Source organism: Kibdelosporangium persicum (assembly GCF_013280595.1).
Taxonomy (GTDB): Bacteria; Actinomycetota; Actinomycetes; order Mycobacteriales; family Pseudonocardiaceae; genus Kibdelosporangium; species Kibdelosporangium persicum.
Map to the genome: position 1 here is coordinate 252,369 of NZ_JAAATY010000007.1, position 16,164 is coordinate 268,532.

The window sequence follows — 16,164 nt, forward strand, 5'->3', positions numbered from 1 at the left end:
ACGATATCCATGCCCGATAGCGAGGTATTTCAGCTATACGACTTTCTTGCTGGCCCACTGGAAGGTCGACGACCCCGTCTCCAGCATGGGCGTCGGGTCAACATCGTGGCGCGGCTGCACCAGGTGTTGCACGAGGCGAACCTCCGGGGCCAGTTGTGACTGTCGGGATGCTGGCACTGATGGTCGTGATCGGCCTGGCCGCCGGGGTGCTGAACTATGCCGCCGCGTCCGGAAGCCTGTTGCCATTCCTGGTGATGTCGTGGCTGGGAGTGCCCATGCTGGTCGCTAACGCCACGACATTGGCGGCAACTCCCTTGAGTTTCGTACGCGCATTCTGGGAAATCAAACGCGTTCCCCAGGTGATGGCAGTCCCACTTATATTCGCCGCCGCGGCCAGCGCGTTCGGCGCTTTCCTTGTCGCAAAGGTGGTGACGGCGGAGTTCTTTCGTGACGCCGTTCCCTACGTACTCATCGTCTGCGTGGCCGTATTGCTGACCTTCCGCAAGACCAAAGCACGCATCGACACGAACTCGTGGCGCGGCCGGTTCTCGCCTGCTGCAACCCGAGTCCTCTTGACGAGCGGCTTCAGCGTCACATCTGTGTACGCCGGAGCGTTCGGCGGCTCGGTCGGGGTGATGACACTCACCGTGTTCGGCGTCGTGACACGGTGGCCATGGCCGACGATCAACGCCGCCAAGAACGTGCTGTGCCTGACGACAAGCCTGGTGGGCTTCGGCGTGTACGCCACGACCGACCTCGTGCTATGGCCGGTGGCGGCCGTGGTGGGCATGGCCATGGTGACGGGCAGCCTCATCGGCGAGAAGCTGCTGCACACGCTGTCCGACAACACACTGCGGCTAATCGTGGCAGCCGCGACAACACTGGCGGCAGGTGGTCTGCTGTGGACGTCATGACAGCTCCGGCTCACGATCTGCGGTTATCACGACCCTCCGCGCTCGCGCGTGAGTTTGGCGATCGGCTGCGCCGTCAACGCGAACGTATGCACCTCACAATGGATCAAGCAGCAGCCCAAGTTGGCTTCGATCCCGACCAAGTCACTGCCATCGAATCCGGTTACCTGCCGCCGCATGTGACCGCAAAAGTCGAGAACTACCTGTCCGCGCTTGGCTGTACCACGCCTGAACTGCAGCGCGAACACATCACGCTACGCCAGATCCTGTTGAACCTCGGCTTCTGGCTCTGTGACAGGGAATCGTTGACCTACCACGAGACCCATGCCACCCGATGCGTCAGCTATCACCCGTATTCCGTCCCGGACGCCGCGCGCGTGGCCGCGCAGAGCGCCAAGCGACCCCAGCAACACCGGATCTACCTGATCGACGAGCGCGCGCTCACTGACCCTCAGCAAGATGCGGGATGGTGGATGGCCGCTCTGGCGCCCATGACCGGACTCGACTCCGTAGCCATCCGAGTAGTCCCTCATGGGCCATGGTCCTGTTCGGACACGTTCCGCATATTGGAAGGTCCCGGCCACAACGATCTCGTTCACCTTCCCAGTGGGGCTGGACATCTACTCCTCGAGGCCGAGTGCTACACGAGGCACTACCGAGACGTCGCCGCGAAGCTGCTGGCCAACGCCCACGACGCTGATCGCAGCCGGGATCTCTTGAGCGAACACTCCGACTGGACATCTCGGGCCTCGCCGACAGAAGAATCTCGATGATTCGTCCCACGACTGCGAAGCGCGTGAGAACCCCACCTCAGGCATCCTCAAAGACGGGACAGCTCGCATGACGAAAACCGGCAACACCACTGGCTCGCCCCGCGTTGGGGCATATGCCCTCATTGGACGAGAGGATCGTCTCCTGGTCATCGCACAGCCGGATCGCTCTGTTCTGCCCGGTGGCGAGGTACACGCCGATGAGCCTGTCGAGCAGGCGCTTCGCAGAATCCTGCGCTGCCAACTCGGCGGTACCATCGCTGACCTGGACTTCTGCGCCGTGATCGAACACGATGCGGCCGAGCCTGGTGGGCCACGCGCGTTCGCACTGGCTTTCCTATTCGACGTCACGCTCACCGAACCCCACTTCGTCGGCAAGTCAGCATCACATCCAGTTCGGTGGGCTCATACACGCAACCTCGCCACGCTCGCCCCACCGACCGTCAGAAACGATGTGATCTCAGGGCTACTGTCATCTGATCGCCCATGGCGTGGATGGAGCCCCTGAGCGTTCCTGGCGCCAAGGTGTGCCTGACCCGCTGGTCCGTTAGGGGCGGCGGACATGAACGTTTCTGGACTACACCGGCCCAAATCGGGCGGTGCGAGACGTGGCTCGACGGCACCCCGACATGCACGAAAGTGTACGTTCCTCGGTCAGGAGGGCCTCCAGCACTGCGACGGTGGGCCGTGCGGCGGCAGCCGCATGCCTGCCGGTACTGGCCGAGGGGAACCGTCGGCGGCAATTAGATGCTGGTGGGCGATGGTCCACACGGTGCACGGGTGTCGTCGCGGGCGTCGCCATCCCGAGCGTTCCGGGCAGCGGCCGTGCTCGTCGGGGGCGTGCAGTTCCAGCAGTGCCCGCCACGCATCTGTCAGTCGGGCGATCTCCGTTTCCGCCAGGGCGGCGCGGGACGGCTCATCACCTTTGGTGACCGATCGGTCGAGGTAGTCCAGACGTTCGGTCACCGCCGTGTTGAGGGTCGAGGTCAGGTACTTCATCCATCGGGGGACTCCTCGTCGAACCAGGTATCCGATCGCGGGCCGGCTTGGGGTCGTGGTGCGGGCGGGGCGGGAGATCGGGACTTCGGCTTCCCCCACAGCCGGGCGTGGAGGTCGTTCGGTATCCAGTCGCGAAGCTGCAGCCCGGCGGTCATCACCTGACGGGCAGCGGCGTTGAACCGGGAGCACGGCCAGGACTCGGTGCAGCACAGGGGGCAGGCCCACGGCTCATTTTGGGGCGAGAGGTGCGCGGTCAGTTCATCGATCGCCTCGACGACGCGTGCGGTAGCGCTGTCGGCTGCGACGATGACGGCGACGACTTCGCCGATCCGGCCCATCGGCTCACGCCGCCGTGTCGGGATGGGTCGGGGTCTCGTAATGCCGCGGCCGTCGTTGCCCGGTCTGCAGGTCGGTGATCAGGTGGCTGGCTGTGGCCGAATCGTGCGACAGCGCGAGTACGCGGGAGCCGTTGGGGGCGAACAACGGGTAGTTCCCGGCTGGGATCTCGGTGTTGTGCAGGCCGCTCATGATCAACCTTCCTGGTTCGGGGCGGCGTTAGACAAGGCTGGCGGCCGGGTTGTCGTTGATGGCCAGTCCGATCGCCGTCACGTCGTCGCGGGTCAGGTCGATCTGAACTGCCATCAGGTTCTCGTGGAGGTGAGTGCTGCAACTGGTGCCAGGGATGGGCATCATTACCGGGGAGCGGTGCAACAGCCATGCCAGTGCGAGCTGGGCGGGCATTGCGTTGTACTTCGTGGCCAGTTCGTCAAGCACGCCACCGAGTTCAGCGAGCTTGCCGGTCGCGAGCGGCGCGTATGGCACGAAGGCGATCTCGGCGATCTCGCAGTGACGAAGAACCTCTTCGAACACGCGGTTGGAGACGTTGTACTTGTTCTGCACGGCAGCGATGTCGACCAGCTCGGCGGCCTTGCGAACGTGACTTATGTCCACCTTGGACAGGCCGATGTGGTGGATCTTCCCTTCGGCCTGCATGTCGGAGAGCACAGCGAGTTGGTCTTCCATCGGCACGGCAGGGTCGATGCGGTGGAGGTAGTACAGGTCGATCCGGTCGACCTGGAGCCGCCGCAGGCTTATCTCGACGCACTGGCGCAGGTACTCCGGTCGGCCGCAGGGTGCCCACTTGGCGGGGCTTTGGCGAGTGAGTCCGCCTTTGGTCGCGATGACCAGGCCGTGCGGGTAGGGGTGCAATGCCTTGCGGATGTACTTCTCCGCGGTGAACGGGCCGTAGGCGTCGGCGGTGTCGATGTGCGTCACACCCGCGTTGGCCGCGTCGCGGAGTATCTGCATGGCCTGTTCCGGATTGTTCGGAGCGCCCCAGTGACCGGGGCCGATGATCTGCATGGAGCCGAACCGAAGGCGACGCGTAGGCGGCTCACCGATCGGGAGAACGTTCGGCGTCGAGTGCTGCTTGTCCGCGGTCACCATGAATTCCTTGTTGTGGTTGGACAAAGTAGACGACAGGCGGCATCGTCGCGAGCTGCGCCTTGGTGGACGGCGGGATCAAGGGTCGGGGCGCTTGACCCCGCCGCCGGCTTTGGGGGTGGCTACACCGCTGCATCGCCGGATAGCGACGTGGCGACGAACTCGATCGCCCTGGACAGAGCCTGGTCGTGTCCGTTTGCGGGCAGCAACTCGTGGGTCAGGTCGAGTTCATCGAGAACGCGGCCGACGAAGCGATCCGCGAGCACACGGAATTCACTGTCCTCGTCGCGGTCCTTGTTGTTACCCAACGGAATTGATGCGTCCAGAGTGGTGCGGAGCAACAGGTCGTAGTGGACGCTGTGACCGCGGACCAGGGATTCCAAGTAGGCCAGGGTGGTGGGCTCGGGCTGCTCACCGCGGTACTCCAGCGCGGCACGGTAGTAGCCGAGGGCGTCAGGCACTGGCCGGTCCACGAGTACGACATCGCCGTGACGCCACGCTTCCAGTTCGTAGCTGATCCCGCGCGTGGCGAACCACAGTGTCGAGGCCCAGGTGTGGTTGTGCAGGATCGGTAGCCCGGCGCGTTGGGCCTGCTCGCCGAGATCAGCCACGGTTGTGACCTGGATGTGCCGGCGGCGCAGGTCGTGGGCGAGGCGGGCGAGGAAGGTGGACTTTCCGGTGGAGTGGGTGCCGAGCACCCCGATCACCACGGGCTTTTCGACGTCACCGATCACCACAACCCTCCTTCGGGTTCACTGGGTGGAGCGAAACCTGGGAGCGCGGCAAGCTTGATCAGCTTGTCCCAGTCGAGGCTGCCGAGTTCGATCAAAGCGAGTAGCAGCTTCCAGGCGCACCAGGTGTCGTAGCCGGCGCGGTGGTAGCGCTGCTCGGTGATGCCGCTGGTATCCAACTCGACCACCCGGACCACGTTGTCGAGCCCGTAGCCGCCGCTGAGGTTGGGCAGGACGTACTTGGCCAGGCGCAGGGTGTCGAGCACCATCGGCGGTTTCCAGGCCGGGAGGTGGGCGGTGAGGACGTTCAGCTCCACCGAGGCGTTGTGCGCGATCAGCGTGCGCTCGGTCAGCAGCGGTTCCACCTCGGACGCGACCGCGGACCATGGTGGACAGCTGGCCACGTCGTCGTTGCTGATGCCGTGGACCTTGCGGGTCACCATCGCGGTGATCGGCCGTTCGGGGCGGATCATCCACGACCGCAGGTGGTCACCCGACACCTCGCCGTCCACCGGCAGCACCGCGATCTCGATGATCTCGGGCGGCTGCTGGCCGTTGCCTTCCACGTCGACCACAGCAAGCTGCCGGCCCGTCAGGACCGCGGGCAGGGAAGCGGTCACGGCGTCGTCTCCTTCATGGTCGCGGGCCAACCGAGGTCGGCTCGCCCGTGGCGGCGCGGGTGGTGCGGCTTGCTCACGTCGTGCACCTGGTAGCCCAGGCTGTGCTGCATGACATACCGGCATTGCTCGTCCAGTCCGGCAACCACCACGGCGCGGTCGTTGATGCCGACCAGCTTGCCGCCCAACCTCTCGGCCATCGCGGCGACCTTCTGTGCCTGCGGGCGAGTCCACGCTTTCGCGCAGCGCTGTAGCTGGCTGGCCGGGCAGATGTCGCACAGCTCGCGGATGCCGTAGTGGCCGTTGAAGTCCGCGACGCCGTGCGCGTAGGTGACGGCACAGGAGGTCTTGCGAAACAACGGTGAGCCACCATCCGGGCGGGACCGCGCGGCGGCCAGGATGCGCTGTTCCAGCGCCTCGGGGAAAACCTTGCGGCGTGCTCCTTCCTGGTAGGGCTCGGGGAGGCCGTGGTCGCGGTAGTAGGCGCGGATCTGGTCCTTGTAGAACAGGCCGGTGAACACGGTGGCGTGCGCGTACCGGCTCAGGTCGAGCGCTCGGCTCAGGTGCTCGTCACTGTCGTTGAGGCCCGGCACGATCGGCCGCCAATACAGGACCGTCCGATAGCGCTCGGCGTGCTCAAACGCCGTGCGCAACGAGGTCGCCGCAATGGTGGAGTCCACCGGCTCGACCTGATCGTGCTCGATCCCTGAGTGCGTGATCAGCAGGGTGAGCTTGATGTTGCGGAACGAGTTCAGCACCGCACAGTCAGCCGGCTCGACCCGCCAGCGGGAGATGACCAGGACGTGGTTGGTCAGCTTGTGGGCGTCCAGTAGTCGTAGCGTCGCGAAGGTGTGCGGCTTGACGGCCGGCAGCATCGGGTCGGTGGCCCGGTTGAGCAGCTGAATCGGGGTGACGTGGGGCTGAAAGAACCGGTGCCCGACCAGCAGGTCAACGGCCTGCTCGTCGCTCATCAGCGCGCGGGGCACCTTCATGGCGAAGTTGTCGAACAGGTGCCGCACGCAGTACCCGCAGTCCAGCGGACACCCGATCACGTGGTTGAGGCTCAGTCCGCTCTTGCGGTTCTCGATCACCTCCAGCAGCTCCGGCCGCAGGCCCGCCCGCTGCTGCTCGGTCAGGATCGGCAGCGGCTTCCGCGAGGTCACCGCGGGCCTGTCCTGAGCGGGTGCGGGGCTGGTGGGCGAGATCGTCACAAGAGCCTCCTGCTCGTTGGGGCGCATTTCGAGGAGCCGATTGCCATGTGAGCAGGACCACCTATGCTCACGGAACGGGGCAACTCCACGACACCGTGTGGTCGGCCCCTGTTGCCCCTCCGCGACACATGCAGCGCCGGGAGCCCGCGATGACCCACGACGACGCAGCCGAGGGCACCACCCTCGGTGAGGACGTCGAACCTACGGCGGGGCGGCTTGCTGAAGAGATCCGGCGACGCCGCAAGGCCGCCGACCTCAGTCATGCCCAGTTAGCGATGACGATCGGCTACTCGCGCGAGTACGTACGGCGGGCCGAGAGTCCGCGCAAGGGCTTGCCCTCGGTTGACCTGGTCCGCGCACTCGACCACGCCCTGGGTGACGACGGCACACTACTGGCCCTGCGCGAACAAGCCGACGTCGCGCGGCAAGCACGTCGCCGCTCGCGCGCCGGCTCGCTCGTGGCGGGAATGTCGATGTCGGCGATCCCCACCACGGTGTCTGGTGTCCCCGCACTCGCTCTGGACACCAGCGGCGGAGCAGACACCGAGGTCGCCGTCCAGGCACCACCCGGCCGGTTCTTCACGGGAACCTCGATCGCGGCCAGGGCCTACCCGGCCAGCGACGACGGCCGCATCCTGACCACCGTCCCGACCGGGTTCGCTGACGACATGTTCCTGCGGCGCCCCCGGCGTGGGCTGGTCATCGGCGTCACCAAGAACGAGCACGGTGTCGGCCTGTTCGGGCTGGACAGCCGGCAGGCGCGCCGACGATTGGCAGGTGCACCCGAGGGAGCACGGCTGCTGATGTCGCGTGCCTACGCCCTCGACGACCTCACCCTCGGCATCCTGTGGGCGGTGGCCAACCTGGATGAGGCGCTGCTCGACGACGACGCGACGCTGTCGGCCAGTCGGGGGCAACTGGCCGTCTACGAGCAGTCGCCCCGCTCGGCCGCTGGCTGTGAGATCGCTGCCGATCTGGCTCCCGCCTCGCGGATGTGGCTGGGTTCCCAGTTCTGTGCCAGCCACATCCTGCGCCACACCGACACCCTCACCGGTATGCCCGCGTTCTGGACCCGCGAGCAGCGCGGCGAGGAGGCCAGCACCTGGCTGCTGTTCGCGCACAAGTACGACTACCTGCGCCAATCGGCCAGTACAGCCTCCGGGGCGGATGCAGGCCCCACCCGCGCCTTCTGCGTACCGGCCTCGGCAGTGGCCAACTCCAGCCGACCCGAACGGATCCTGCTGCTGCTTGCGGTGGCGCTGATGGAGTCGTTCGGTATCACGGTCGACGTGTGTGCTGAGCCCGAATATGTTGCGGTGCCCGGCTTCGTTTTCGACGGCCATCGGCGCGCGATCGTGGCGAACTGGGTCGGCGCCGACGGCATCTGGCAGGTCGACGTCACCGACACCCCGCCGTTGCTGCGCGAGTTCGCCGACGCCACCGGCTACGCACGCTCCCACTCCATCGCCGCTGCCGCCACGCCGAGCGAACGGCTGCACGCGTTGGCGGACTACCTCGACCTGGACTGGGCGTGGCTCGTCCACCGCTGCCGGGAACTCGGCGACTACGGCAGCGCTGGGATCGCCCAGCCCCGCAGCCGCTTGCTGTCCACCGAGGGCGTCGACCAAGCCTGCCGCTTCCTCGCGCAGGCTGATCAGGTCGGCCGCTAGGCTGCCGAGGCATCCCGGCACCCAACACTGGAAGGGATACCTGTGCCCGAACCCTCCACCACGCTGGCACGCCGAGTGGTCGTTTTCGGCCTGGGCGGCACCATCGCCATGACCACCAGCGACGCGGGCGGCGTTGTACCCGCGCTGTCCGCCGACCAGCTGGTCGCCGCGGTGCCAGGGCTGGCCGAGTCCGGCATCGCCGTCGATGTGGAGGACTTCCGCCGCGTCCCCGGCGCATCGTTGACCTTCGACGACCTGGCCGCGCTGGCCAGCGCGATCGACCAGAAACTCGCCGCCGGGGCGGACGGCATAGTGATCACCCAGGGCACCGACACCATCGAAGAGACCGCCTACCTGCTCGATCTCACCCACACCCGCTCGCAGCCCATCGTCGTGACCGGGGCCATGCGCAACCCCACCCTCGCCGGAGCCGACGGCCCGGCCAACCTGCTCGCCGCGGTGCAGACCGCCGCCAGCCCCGACGCACGCGACCTCGGCACCCTGGTGGTGTTCGCCGACGAGATCCACGCCGCAGCTCGCGTCCGCAAAACGCACTCCACCAGCGGATACACATTCGTCTCCGCCAACGGCGGACCACTCGGCTACGTCGTGGAAGGACAGCCCCGAGTACTCAACCGCCCGAGTAGCCGCACCACCGTCCCCACGACCGGCGAGTTCCGCCCGGTTGAGGTCGGCCTGGTCACGATGGTGCTCGGCGACTCCGGCACCCTCCTGGAAGCCGCCGCTGATCGCCTGGACGGGCTGATCGTCGCCGGCTTCGGCGTCGGACACGTCCCCAAACGCGTCGTCGACACCCTCACCAAGCTGGCCGCCCAAATGCCCGTGGTACTGGCCTCCCGTACCGGGGCCGGCTCTGTGCTCGCCCGCACCTACGCGTTCCCCGGCTCCGAGTCCGACCTGCTGGGCCGGGGCTTGATCTCGGCCGGGTTCCTCGATCCGCTCAAGGCCCGCATCCTGCTACACCACCTCCTGGCCACGGGACACGACCTGGCCGGTATCCATGCCGTGTTCGCCCAAGCCGGCGGCGGACATGACGCCACAAACCCGCGCTCTAGCCACCCAGCCAGCACCCTGCAGGGAGCCGCCCGTGCGTAGCCACGAACTGACCCTCGGCCGCAGCTTCGCCGTCGCCTTCGACCACGGCGACGACTTCTTCACCGCCCTGACCGAGTTCTGTCAACAGCACGGCGTGCGCCAGGGCTACATCCCCGGCTTCATCGCCGGCTTCAGTGAGGTCCAGATCGTCGGTACCTGCGACAAGCTCGACGACCCCAACGCTCCAGTGTGGACCAAGGTCCACCTGACCAACGTCGAAGCCTTCGGCGGCGGCACCCTCGCCTACGACCCGGTCAACGACCAGGTCGCCCCACACATCCACGTCGCGGTCGGCCTCAAGGAACACAGCGCCACCGGCCACACCAGCCACCTGCTCGGCGCCACCGTCCAGTTCCTCACCGAGATGCTCGTCATCGAAGTCGCCAGCCCACAGATGCACCGCGTCCGCCAACCAGACCTCTACGACGTCCCCCTCCTGCGCTTCCAACCGAACGACGAGTAGCGGCGGTTGCGGCCACCACGCGATCGCGTGAGCCACCACCTCGCCGTCGTCCTACCGGTGCTGCCCCAGCGCGGTGCCAGCGGGACGTTCAGTGGAACCGCGGCCAGCATCTGCGTGAGGCGGATCGAGCCGCCGACCTCGGGGCGGCGCGCTGGGATCGGGGTCTCGGCCCTGCACAACGCGGAGGTCGCCTGGTCGGTGCGGATCGCTTCGCGGCTGAGTGTGCAGACGACTCAACGCATCTACCCCCTAGTCGGCATCGACGATGGCATCGATGCCGTTCTCCGCCGTTGCCTCGAGCTCAGGGGGTGCGTTCCATGGGTCGGCGATGGGTTGCGAACGTTTGCTCCGCGCGTGTCACCGTATTGAGTGGTTTATGGGACTGGCGTGCGCGGGCCATGCCGCCAACTGCTGGATAATGCGAGGGCGACGCCGCAGTTTGGCTCTGCCTCGCCAGCAGCATCCAGCGCGCGGACTGGGAGGTGTGGCCGTTGCCCAGCGAGAGCACGACGCGGTCGATGCTGCTGATCGATGCGGCTCCGCGCAGCGGTGATCACCGAGTGATTGTTGGTGAGGACGCCAAATTTCGGACCGCGCACGTCAACGCGCCTCCGACGGCTGGGCTGGCACGGACCTCAAGAGCTGGAAGGACCAGCTACTCGCCCAGTCGATCCAGCTCACCGAACTCTTCGTCATTCCGTCCCGAGCGAACAAGGGAGCGTCATTCATGGCCGTTTCCGCCGACCTGGCCAAGCAACTCGACAAGGCTTACGAGAACCTCACCGTCGCTGAAGTACTCGATGCACCCGTGGCGGCCCTGTCCGGCGTCAGCGAGGGTGATGCCGAGAAACTCGCCGCCGCCTTCGGTATCAAAACCGTGCGTGATCTGGGCACCAATAAGTACTTCCGGCTCGCTGCGGCCCTGACAGAACTCGACGCGGCGGCGAAATAACCCATTCAGAGCGCCCGGAGAGCGTTGTCTCTCCGGGCACTTGTTCGTCCTGCACAGCGTGGCACAGCCCAGGTTCGCTCGGTAGCAACTGGTCGAGCACCTTGTCCACGGTGACCAGACCGATCAAGGCTGCGTCGGCCTCGACGAGTTGATGGTTGCGGCGCTGGGCTTTGTATTTATCACCGTCCATGACCGCGTGGCAGCGCACGCACAGGCGATCGCCTTACGGGTACCTCGCCTCGCGTCGCGACATCCGGGCTCAACACCCTGCGCCCTGACGTCGAGAAGGCGGCGAACGAGTTCAGCCAGTTCGCTCTGATTCTGTTCGAGGCGAAGGGTTCGGCTGATCGTGGCTCAGCACGCCGGAAGATGAGCGGCGCTCCAGGAAGACGGTGTCGTGCCAGATACCGTCGAATTGGGCGATGCGTTCGCGGATGCCGACGGTGCGGTAGCCGGCGGCATGGTGCAGGGCGATGGCTGCCCGGTTCTCGGTGAAGACCGAGGTTTGGAGAGTCCAGAGACCGGCCGTGTCGGCGTCGGTGACCTGCTTGTGCAGCAACGCTTTGCCGACGCCGCGGCCGCGGTGGCTTTCTGCTACGTAGACCGCCGTTTCGGCGACGCCTGAGTAGCAGTCGCGGGTGGAGACCGGGCTGGCGGCGGTCCAGCCGACGACTTCGCCGTCGATCTCGGCGACCCAACGGTGGTCGGGCAGCCAGCTGGCGTCGAGGCTGGCCCGGCTGGGCACCGTGGTGTCAAAAGTGGCCAGCCCGGTGGCGATGCCTTCGCCGTAGATACGGCGCACGGCTGTCCAGTCGTCGGGTCTGAGGGCGCGGACGGTGACGTCGGCGGGCACGTTGTCTGGGCAGCAGGGGCGAGGTGCGAGCAGGCCCATGATCGCGTCGGCGGCGTGGGGCAGGCCGGAGCAGCAGGCTTGGTTGATGGTGATGATCGTGGCGGTGCCCTCCTTGCGGAGGTGGACGAAGCCGACGTCGGCGAGTTTGCGGACGTGGTGGGAGGTCGTGGACTGGCTGGTACCGAGGATCTCGGTCAGCGCGCCCACGGTGACGCCTTTCGGGCTGGTGGCCACGGCATGCAGCAGTCGCACCCGCATTGGTTCGGCCAGGCAGGCGAACCAGTCGGCGTAGGTGGCTGCCTCGGCAGCTGGCAGGACCTGGGCCTGGGGCAGCGCGATCGGCATGGGCGCCATTGTATCGATCGTCCTCGATAGTTGCGTTCATCGATGCCGCTCGATATTGTCTGGCTGATCAATCGAGCGGTATCGATGAAAGGGGTTTGGGATGGGTGACCTGCCTGTCGTGGTGATCGGTGCGGGGCCGGTGGGGCTGGCCGCCGCGGCGCACCTGGCCGAGCGGGGCCTGCCGTTCATGGTGGTCGAGGCCGGTGACGGGCCGGGGGCTTCGGTGCGGGAGTGGGCGCACATCCGGTTGTTCAGCCCGTGGCAGTACAACACCGATCCGGCGGCCAGGCGGCTGCTGGAGCCCACCGGCTGGGTACTGCCCGACGCCGAGGTGTTGCCGACCGGCGCTGGGCTGGTCAGCGAGTACTTGGCGCCGCTGGCGGCGCACCCGGCAATCGCGCCGCACGTACGTTATGGGGCGCGCGTGGCGGCGATCTCTCGCGAGGGCGTCGACCGGGTACGTACCGCGGGCCGGGCGGAGGCGCCGTTCGTGGTGCGGTTGGCCGATGGCCAGGAGTTGTCCGCGCGGGCGGTGATCGACGCTTCCGGTACCTGGCGGCAGCCCAATGTGCTGGGGGCCAACGGGTTGCCGGCCCGCGGCGAGGAGCAGATGGGCGAGGTCATCGCTACCGCGCTGCCGGACGTGCTGGGCGCCGACCGGGACAGGTACGTCGGTGTGCACACGCTGGTGGTTGGGGCCGGGCACTCCGCGGCGAACACTCTGCTGGCACTCGCCGAGCTTGCCGAGACGGCACCGGCCACCCGCATCACGTGGGCAGTACGCGGTGCGAGCGCGGATCGGGCGTTCGGCGGGGGTGACGCCGATGCGTTGCCCGGTCGTGGTGCCCTCGGCAGTGGGCTGCGGATGCTCATCGAGTCCGGCCGGATCGAGCTGCGTACGGGGTTCGGCGTGCGCGCCGTGCGGCCCACCGCTGACGGCCGGGTGGCGGTCGACGCCGATGGGCAGTCGGTGACGGTCGACCGGGTCGTGGCCGCGACCGGGTTCCGGCCAGACCACTCGATCGCTGACGAGTTGCGGCTCGACCTCGACCCAGCTGTCGGGTGTACCCGGGCGCTGGCGCCGCTGATCGACCCGAACCTGCACTCCTGCGGCACAGTGCGCCCGCACGGGGTGGACGAGCTGTCGCACCCCGAGCCGAACTACTTCATCGTCGGGATGAAGTCCTATGGCCGAGCGCCGACGTTCCTGTTGGCCACCGGGTACGAGCAGGTCCGCTCCATCAGCGCGGCCCTAGCCGGTGACTGGTCGGCAGCGCGCGATGTGCAGCTGGAGTTGCCCGAGACCGGGGTGTGCTCGGTGACCGCCGGGGCTCGCGCCATCGCCGCCGATGCCGCCGTCCGCCTTGGTCTGCCCGCGGACGTGCCGGCCAGGCTGGTGTCGGCCACGATCGCCCATTACGCGGTCACCTCCGACCTGCATGCCGCGGTGCGTGCCGCAGCCGACGAACTGGAGATCGAGGCGACCGCCGCCGATCAGCTTGCCGTACTGGTCGCCGATCAGCTTGAGGCCATGCTGGACACCGGCACCGCCGACCCTACCGTCGATGCTGCTGGTGACGGCGAGGTGGTGGGCGCGGCCGGCGGATCCTGCGGCGCACCTGCCGGGGCCGAGAACCTGTCGCTGTCGGCCTCGCTGGCTCGCTGACCTGGCGTGGCTACGACGCAGACGCCGGCCGAGTCGGACCCGGCGACCCGTGCGGGGCTGCGGCGAGTGTTGGTGGTGCTGTGCACCACGGAGATCACCAGCTGGGGCGTGCTCTACTACGCCTTCCCGGTGCTGGCCGGGCAGATCACCACTGCGACTGGCTGGTCGGCCACGGCGCTGACCGCGGCGTTGTCGGCCAGCCAGTTGGTCGCCGCCGCGATCGGTATCCCGGTCGGGCGATGGCTGGACCAGCAGGGGCCGCGCGGGGTGATGACCGCTGGGTCATTTCTGGCGGTGGCGGCGGTGGTCGCGGTCGCCACTGCCCAGAATGTGGCGTGGTTCCTCGGGGCGTGGCTGCTTGCCGGGGTGGCCATGGGCGCGGTGCTCTACCCACCGGCGTTCGCCGCGTTGACCCGCTGGCACGGCCCCAACCGGGTCCACGCGCTCACGGTGCTGACGTTGGCCGCGGGGTTGGCCAGCACCGTGTTCGCCCCGTTGACCGCCTGGCTGTCGGCGCACCTGGACTGGCGCGGCACCTACCTGGTTCTCGCCGGAATTCTCGCCATGGTCACGATCCCCGGACACTGGGTGGGCCTGCGTCTGCCCTGGCCGCCCCGTCCCACGGTAGAGCCGCAGCACGCCCAGGCCGCCGACCCGGCCCGGGTGGCGCGTAGCCGCGCGTTCCTGGCCCTGGTGACGGCAATGAGTGTGGCCGGGTTCGCCACGTTCGCAGTCGTGATCACCCTGGTGCCGCTGCTGGCCGAACGGGGCGTGGACACCGGCACCGCGGCGGTGGCCCTCGGCCTCGGCGGCGCCGGTCAGGTCGCCGGCCGACTGGGCTACGGGGTGCTGACCCGGCACACCAGCGTGCGTATCCGCACCCTGCTGGTTCTGCTGGCTATGGGCGCCACCACCGCGTTGCTGGGCCTGCTCACCTCCGTGACCGCGCTGATCGGCGCGGCGATCATGGCGGGCATGGCCCGTGGGGTGTTCACCCTGCTGCATGCCACCGCCGTGACTGACCGGTGGGGAACGGCGCACTACGGCCGGCTCACGGGGCTGCTCTCGGCTCCATTGACGATCGCGATGGCGCTCGCGCCGTTCGCCGCGACCGCCCTGGCCGAGCTGTTCGACGGCTACCCGATCACCTTCCTCGCGCTGGGCGCGGTCACCGTCGCCGCTGCCCTGCTGTCGCTGGCCACGACCCACAACCCTGATGAAAGGACTCGATTTCGTGATTGATGTCGTCGTCATCGGCGCGGGCCAGTCCGGCCTGACCGCCGCCCGCATCCTCCGGAGCCACGGCCTCACCCCGGTGGTGCTGGAGGCTGGACCGGAGCCGGTCGGCTCATGGCCGCGCTACTACGACAGCCTCACCCTGTTCTCCCCGGCCGGGCACAGCGGGATGCCCGGCCTGGACTTTCCCGGCGAGCCCGACCACTACCCCCACCGCGACGAGGTCGTGGATTACCTGCGTCGCTACGCCGCCGACGTGGACGCAGACATCCGCACCAACACCCCGGTCACCGCGGTGACCGCCCACGACGAGCGCGGATACCTCGTGCACACCTCCGCGGGCACGACCCTTCACACGGCAGGGGTAGTGGCCGCGACCGGCTCCTTCGACAACCCGCACATGCCGGTCTTACCCGGTCAGGAAAGGTTCGGCGGGCGAGTGCTGCACGTCGCTGACTATCGGAATCCCAAACAGCATGCCGGTGAACGGATCATCGTGGTCGGCGCGGGCAATTCCGCTGTGCAGGTCGGCTATGAACTGGCCGAGGTCGCCACGGTTTCCCTGGCAACCCGCCGTCCGATCACGTTCCTGCCCCAGCGACGCGGCGGAAAGGACGTCCACCACTGGCTGGTGACCAGCGGTTTTGATCAGTTGCCCCCGGAATGGCTGATCCGTTATGTCGGCGGAACGCTGGTGTTGGACACCGGCGACTACCGCACTGCCCTGACCACCGGGCGGCTGGACCGGCGCCCGATGTTCAGCACCTTCGACGGTGACGGTGTCGTCTGGGCCGACGGCACTCGTGACAAGGTCGATACCGTCCTTTTCGCCACCGGCTACCGCCCGCACCTGGACTACCTCACCCCGCTGGGCGCCCTCGACGAGCACGGCATGCCTCGTCACTCCGGCGGGATCTCGGTCACCCATCCCGGCCTGGTGTACGTGGGACTGGAGTTCCAACGGTCGTTCTCCTCCAACACCCTGCGCGGTGTGCACCGTGACGCCGGGCACGTCATCACTGCTCTGGTCGCCCACCTCCGCGACGCGCCCGCCACCATCGGCCTGTAACCACCAGACCGCGCAAGACGCGGGTTTCGGACGCTCGTGCAGCACGTCCGGCCGAACTCGTCCCGGATCGGCCGGACGTGCTCCACGAGCTTGCGGCACGGTCGCCGACTGC

At 67.6% G+C, this 16,164-nt stretch carries 18 protein-coding genes; 10 read left to right on the forward strand and 8 right to left on the reverse strand.

Features of this window, described 5'->3' with window-relative positions:
* The first annotated feature begins 179 nt into the window (after positions 1 to 179).
* The 3 genes from GC106_RS15680 (at position 180) to GC106_RS15690 (ending at position 2,189) form a co-directional block, all read left to right on the forward strand.
* A complete protein-coding gene (locus GC106_RS15680; protein WP_173130398.1) occupies positions 180 to 914 on the forward strand; it encodes a sulfite exporter TauE/SafE family protein in 735 nt (244 codons plus the stop codon).
* Complete coding sequence (locus GC106_RS15685; RefSeq protein ID WP_246365878.1) at positions 911 to 1,684, forward strand: Scr1 family TA system antitoxin-like transcriptional regulator; 774 nt, start codon at positions 911 to 913, stop codon at positions 1,682 to 1,684. The genes GC106_RS15680 and GC106_RS15685 overlap by 4 nt, the downstream gene beginning before the upstream one ends.
* Positions 1,685 to 1,751: 67 nt before the next feature.
* Complete coding sequence (locus GC106_RS15690) at positions 1,752 to 2,189, forward strand: NUDIX domain-containing protein (RefSeq protein WP_173130405.1); 438 nt, start codon at positions 1,752 to 1,754, stop codon at positions 2,187 to 2,189.
* Positions 2,190 to 2,335: 146 nt separating this feature from the next.
* On the opposite strand, the gene GC106_RS15695 is transcribed toward GC106_RS15690, so the two are convergent.
* The 7 genes from GC106_RS15695 to GC106_RS15725 form a co-directional block, all read right to left on the reverse strand.
* Positions 2,336 to 2,680, reverse strand: a complete 345-nt coding sequence (locus GC106_RS15695; protein ID WP_173130408.1) for a hypothetical protein — start codon at positions 2,678 to 2,680, stop codon at positions 2,336 to 2,338.
* Complete coding sequence (locus GC106_RS15700; RefSeq protein WP_173130411.1) at positions 2,677 to 3,018, reverse strand: hypothetical protein; 342 nt, start codon at positions 3,016 to 3,018, stop codon at positions 2,677 to 2,679. Before GC106_RS15700 ends, GC106_RS15695 begins: the two co-directional genes overlap by 4 nt.
* Before the next feature lie 4 nt (positions 3,019 to 3,022).
* Positions 3,023 to 3,208 carry a hypothetical protein gene (locus GC106_RS15705; protein ID WP_173130414.1) on the reverse strand — a complete coding sequence of 62 codons (186 nt, stop codon included), beginning with the start codon at positions 3,206 to 3,208 and terminating at the stop codon, positions 3,023 to 3,025.
* Positions 3,209 to 3,235: 27 nt separating this feature from the next.
* Positions 3,236 to 4,123, reverse strand: a complete 888-nt coding sequence (locus GC106_RS15710; protein WP_312872668.1) for an aldo/keto reductase — start codon at positions 4,121 to 4,123, stop codon at positions 3,236 to 3,238.
* A gap of 122 nt (positions 4,124 to 4,245) precedes the next feature.
* Positions 4,246 to 4,857 (reverse strand): AAA family ATPase, encoded by a 612-nt coding sequence (locus GC106_RS15715; RefSeq protein WP_173130417.1) that lies wholly within the window; start codon positions 4,855 to 4,857, stop codon positions 4,246 to 4,248.
* Positions 4,854 to 5,474 carry a 3'-5' exonuclease gene (locus tag GC106_RS15720; protein WP_173130420.1) on the reverse strand — a complete coding sequence of 207 codons (621 nt, stop codon included), beginning with the start codon at positions 5,472 to 5,474 and terminating at the stop codon, positions 4,854 to 4,856. The genes GC106_RS15715 and GC106_RS15720 overlap by 4 nt, the downstream gene beginning before the upstream one ends.
* Positions 5,471 to 6,682, reverse strand: coding sequence for a radical SAM protein (locus GC106_RS15725; protein ID WP_312872669.1), 1,212 nt, complete (start codon positions 6,680 to 6,682; stop codon positions 5,471 to 5,473). The genes GC106_RS15720 and GC106_RS15725 overlap by 4 nt, the downstream gene beginning before the upstream one ends.
* Positions 6,683 to 6,831: 149 nt before the next feature.
* On the opposite strand from GC106_RS15725, the gene GC106_RS15730 reads away from it, so the two are divergent.
* The 4 genes from GC106_RS15730 (at position 6,832) to GC106_RS15745 (ending at position 10,883) form a co-directional block, all read left to right on the forward strand.
* Positions 6,832 to 8,352 carry a helix-turn-helix domain-containing protein gene (locus tag GC106_RS15730; protein WP_173130423.1) on the forward strand — a complete coding sequence of 507 codons (1,521 nt, stop codon included), beginning with the start codon at positions 6,832 to 6,834 and terminating at the stop codon, positions 8,350 to 8,352.
* A gap of 42 nt (positions 8,353 to 8,394) precedes the next feature.
* Positions 8,395 to 9,468, forward strand: a complete 1,074-nt coding sequence (locus tag GC106_RS15735; RefSeq protein WP_312872670.1) for an asparaginase — start codon at positions 8,395 to 8,397, stop codon at positions 9,466 to 9,468.
* A complete protein-coding gene (locus GC106_RS15740) occupies positions 9,461 to 9,931 on the forward strand; it encodes a PPC domain-containing DNA-binding protein (RefSeq protein WP_173130426.1) in 471 nt (156 codons plus the stop codon). Before GC106_RS15735 ends, GC106_RS15740 begins: the two co-directional genes overlap by 8 nt.
* Positions 9,932 to 10,658: 727 nt before the next feature.
* On the forward strand, positions 10,659 to 10,883 hold the full coding sequence (locus tag GC106_RS15745) for a hypothetical protein (RefSeq protein WP_173130429.1): 225 nt from the start codon (positions 10,659 to 10,661) through the stop codon (positions 10,881 to 10,883).
* Between the two features lie 301 nt (positions 10,884 to 11,184).
* Here GC106_RS15745 and GC106_RS15750 read toward each other — a convergent pair whose 3' ends face one another.
* Positions 11,185 to 12,081, reverse strand: coding sequence for a helix-turn-helix domain-containing GNAT family N-acetyltransferase (locus tag GC106_RS15750; RefSeq protein ID WP_173130432.1), 897 nt, complete (start codon positions 12,079 to 12,081; stop codon positions 11,185 to 11,187).
* Between the two features lie 100 nt (positions 12,082 to 12,181).
* Between GC106_RS15750 and GC106_RS15755 the strand changes: the two genes are divergently transcribed.
* The 3 genes from GC106_RS15755 to GC106_RS15765 are packed head-to-tail and all read left to right on the forward strand — an operon-like array spanning position 12,182 to position 16,052.
* Positions 12,182 to 13,747 carry an FAD-dependent oxidoreductase gene (locus GC106_RS15755; RefSeq protein ID WP_173130434.1) on the forward strand — a complete coding sequence of 522 codons (1,566 nt, stop codon included), beginning with the start codon at positions 12,182 to 12,184 and terminating at the stop codon, positions 13,745 to 13,747.
* Positions 13,748 to 13,753: 6 nt separating this feature from the next.
* Positions 13,754 to 14,989: an MFS transporter gene (locus tag GC106_RS15760; protein ID WP_312872671.1), complete on the forward strand. Its 1,236-nt coding sequence runs from the start codon at positions 13,754 to 13,756 to the stop codon at positions 14,987 to 14,989.
* Entirely contained in the window at positions 14,982 to 16,052 is a 1,071-nt protein-coding gene (locus GC106_RS15765) for a flavin-containing monooxygenase (protein ID WP_173130436.1), read from the forward strand. The genes GC106_RS15760 and GC106_RS15765 overlap by 8 nt, the downstream gene beginning before the upstream one ends.
* Positions 16,053 to 16,164 lie beyond the last annotated feature (112 nt).

Coding starts and splice junctions, on each gene's coding strand:
- GC106_RS15680 (WP_173130398.1), top strand. CDS start 180: ATGGTCGTGATCGGCCTGGCCGCCGGGGTGCTGAACTATGCCGCCGCG.
- GC106_RS15685 (WP_246365878.1), top strand. CDS start 911: ATGACAGCTCCGGCTCACGATCTGCGGTTATCACGACCCTCCGCGCTC.
- GC106_RS15690 (WP_173130405.1), top strand. CDS start 1,752: ATGACGAAAACCGGCAACACCACTGGCTCGCCCCGCGTTGGGGCATAT.
- GC106_RS15695 (WP_173130408.1), bottom strand. CDS start 2,680: ATGAAGTACCTGACCTCGACCCTCAACACGGCGGTGACCGAACGTCTG.
- GC106_RS15700 (WP_173130411.1), bottom strand. CDS start 3,018: ATGGGCCGGATCGGCGAAGTCGTCGCCGTCATCGTCGCAGCCGACAGC.
- GC106_RS15705 (WP_173130414.1), bottom strand. CDS start 3,208: ATGAGCGGCCTGCACAACACCGAGATCCCAGCCGGGAACTACCCGTTG.
- GC106_RS15730 (WP_173130423.1), top strand. CDS start 6,832: ATGACCCACGACGACGCAGCCGAGGGCACCACCCTCGGTGAGGACGTC.
- GC106_RS15745 (WP_173130429.1), top strand. CDS start 10,659: ATGGCCGTTTCCGCCGACCTGGCCAAGCAACTCGACAAGGCTTACGAG.
- GC106_RS15750 (WP_173130432.1), bottom strand. CDS start 12,081: ATGCCGATCGCGCTGCCCCAGGCCCAGGTCCTGCCAGCTGCCGAGGCA.
- GC106_RS15755 (WP_173130434.1), top strand. CDS start 12,182: ATGGGTGACCTGCCTGTCGTGGTGATCGGTGCGGGGCCGGTGGGGCTG.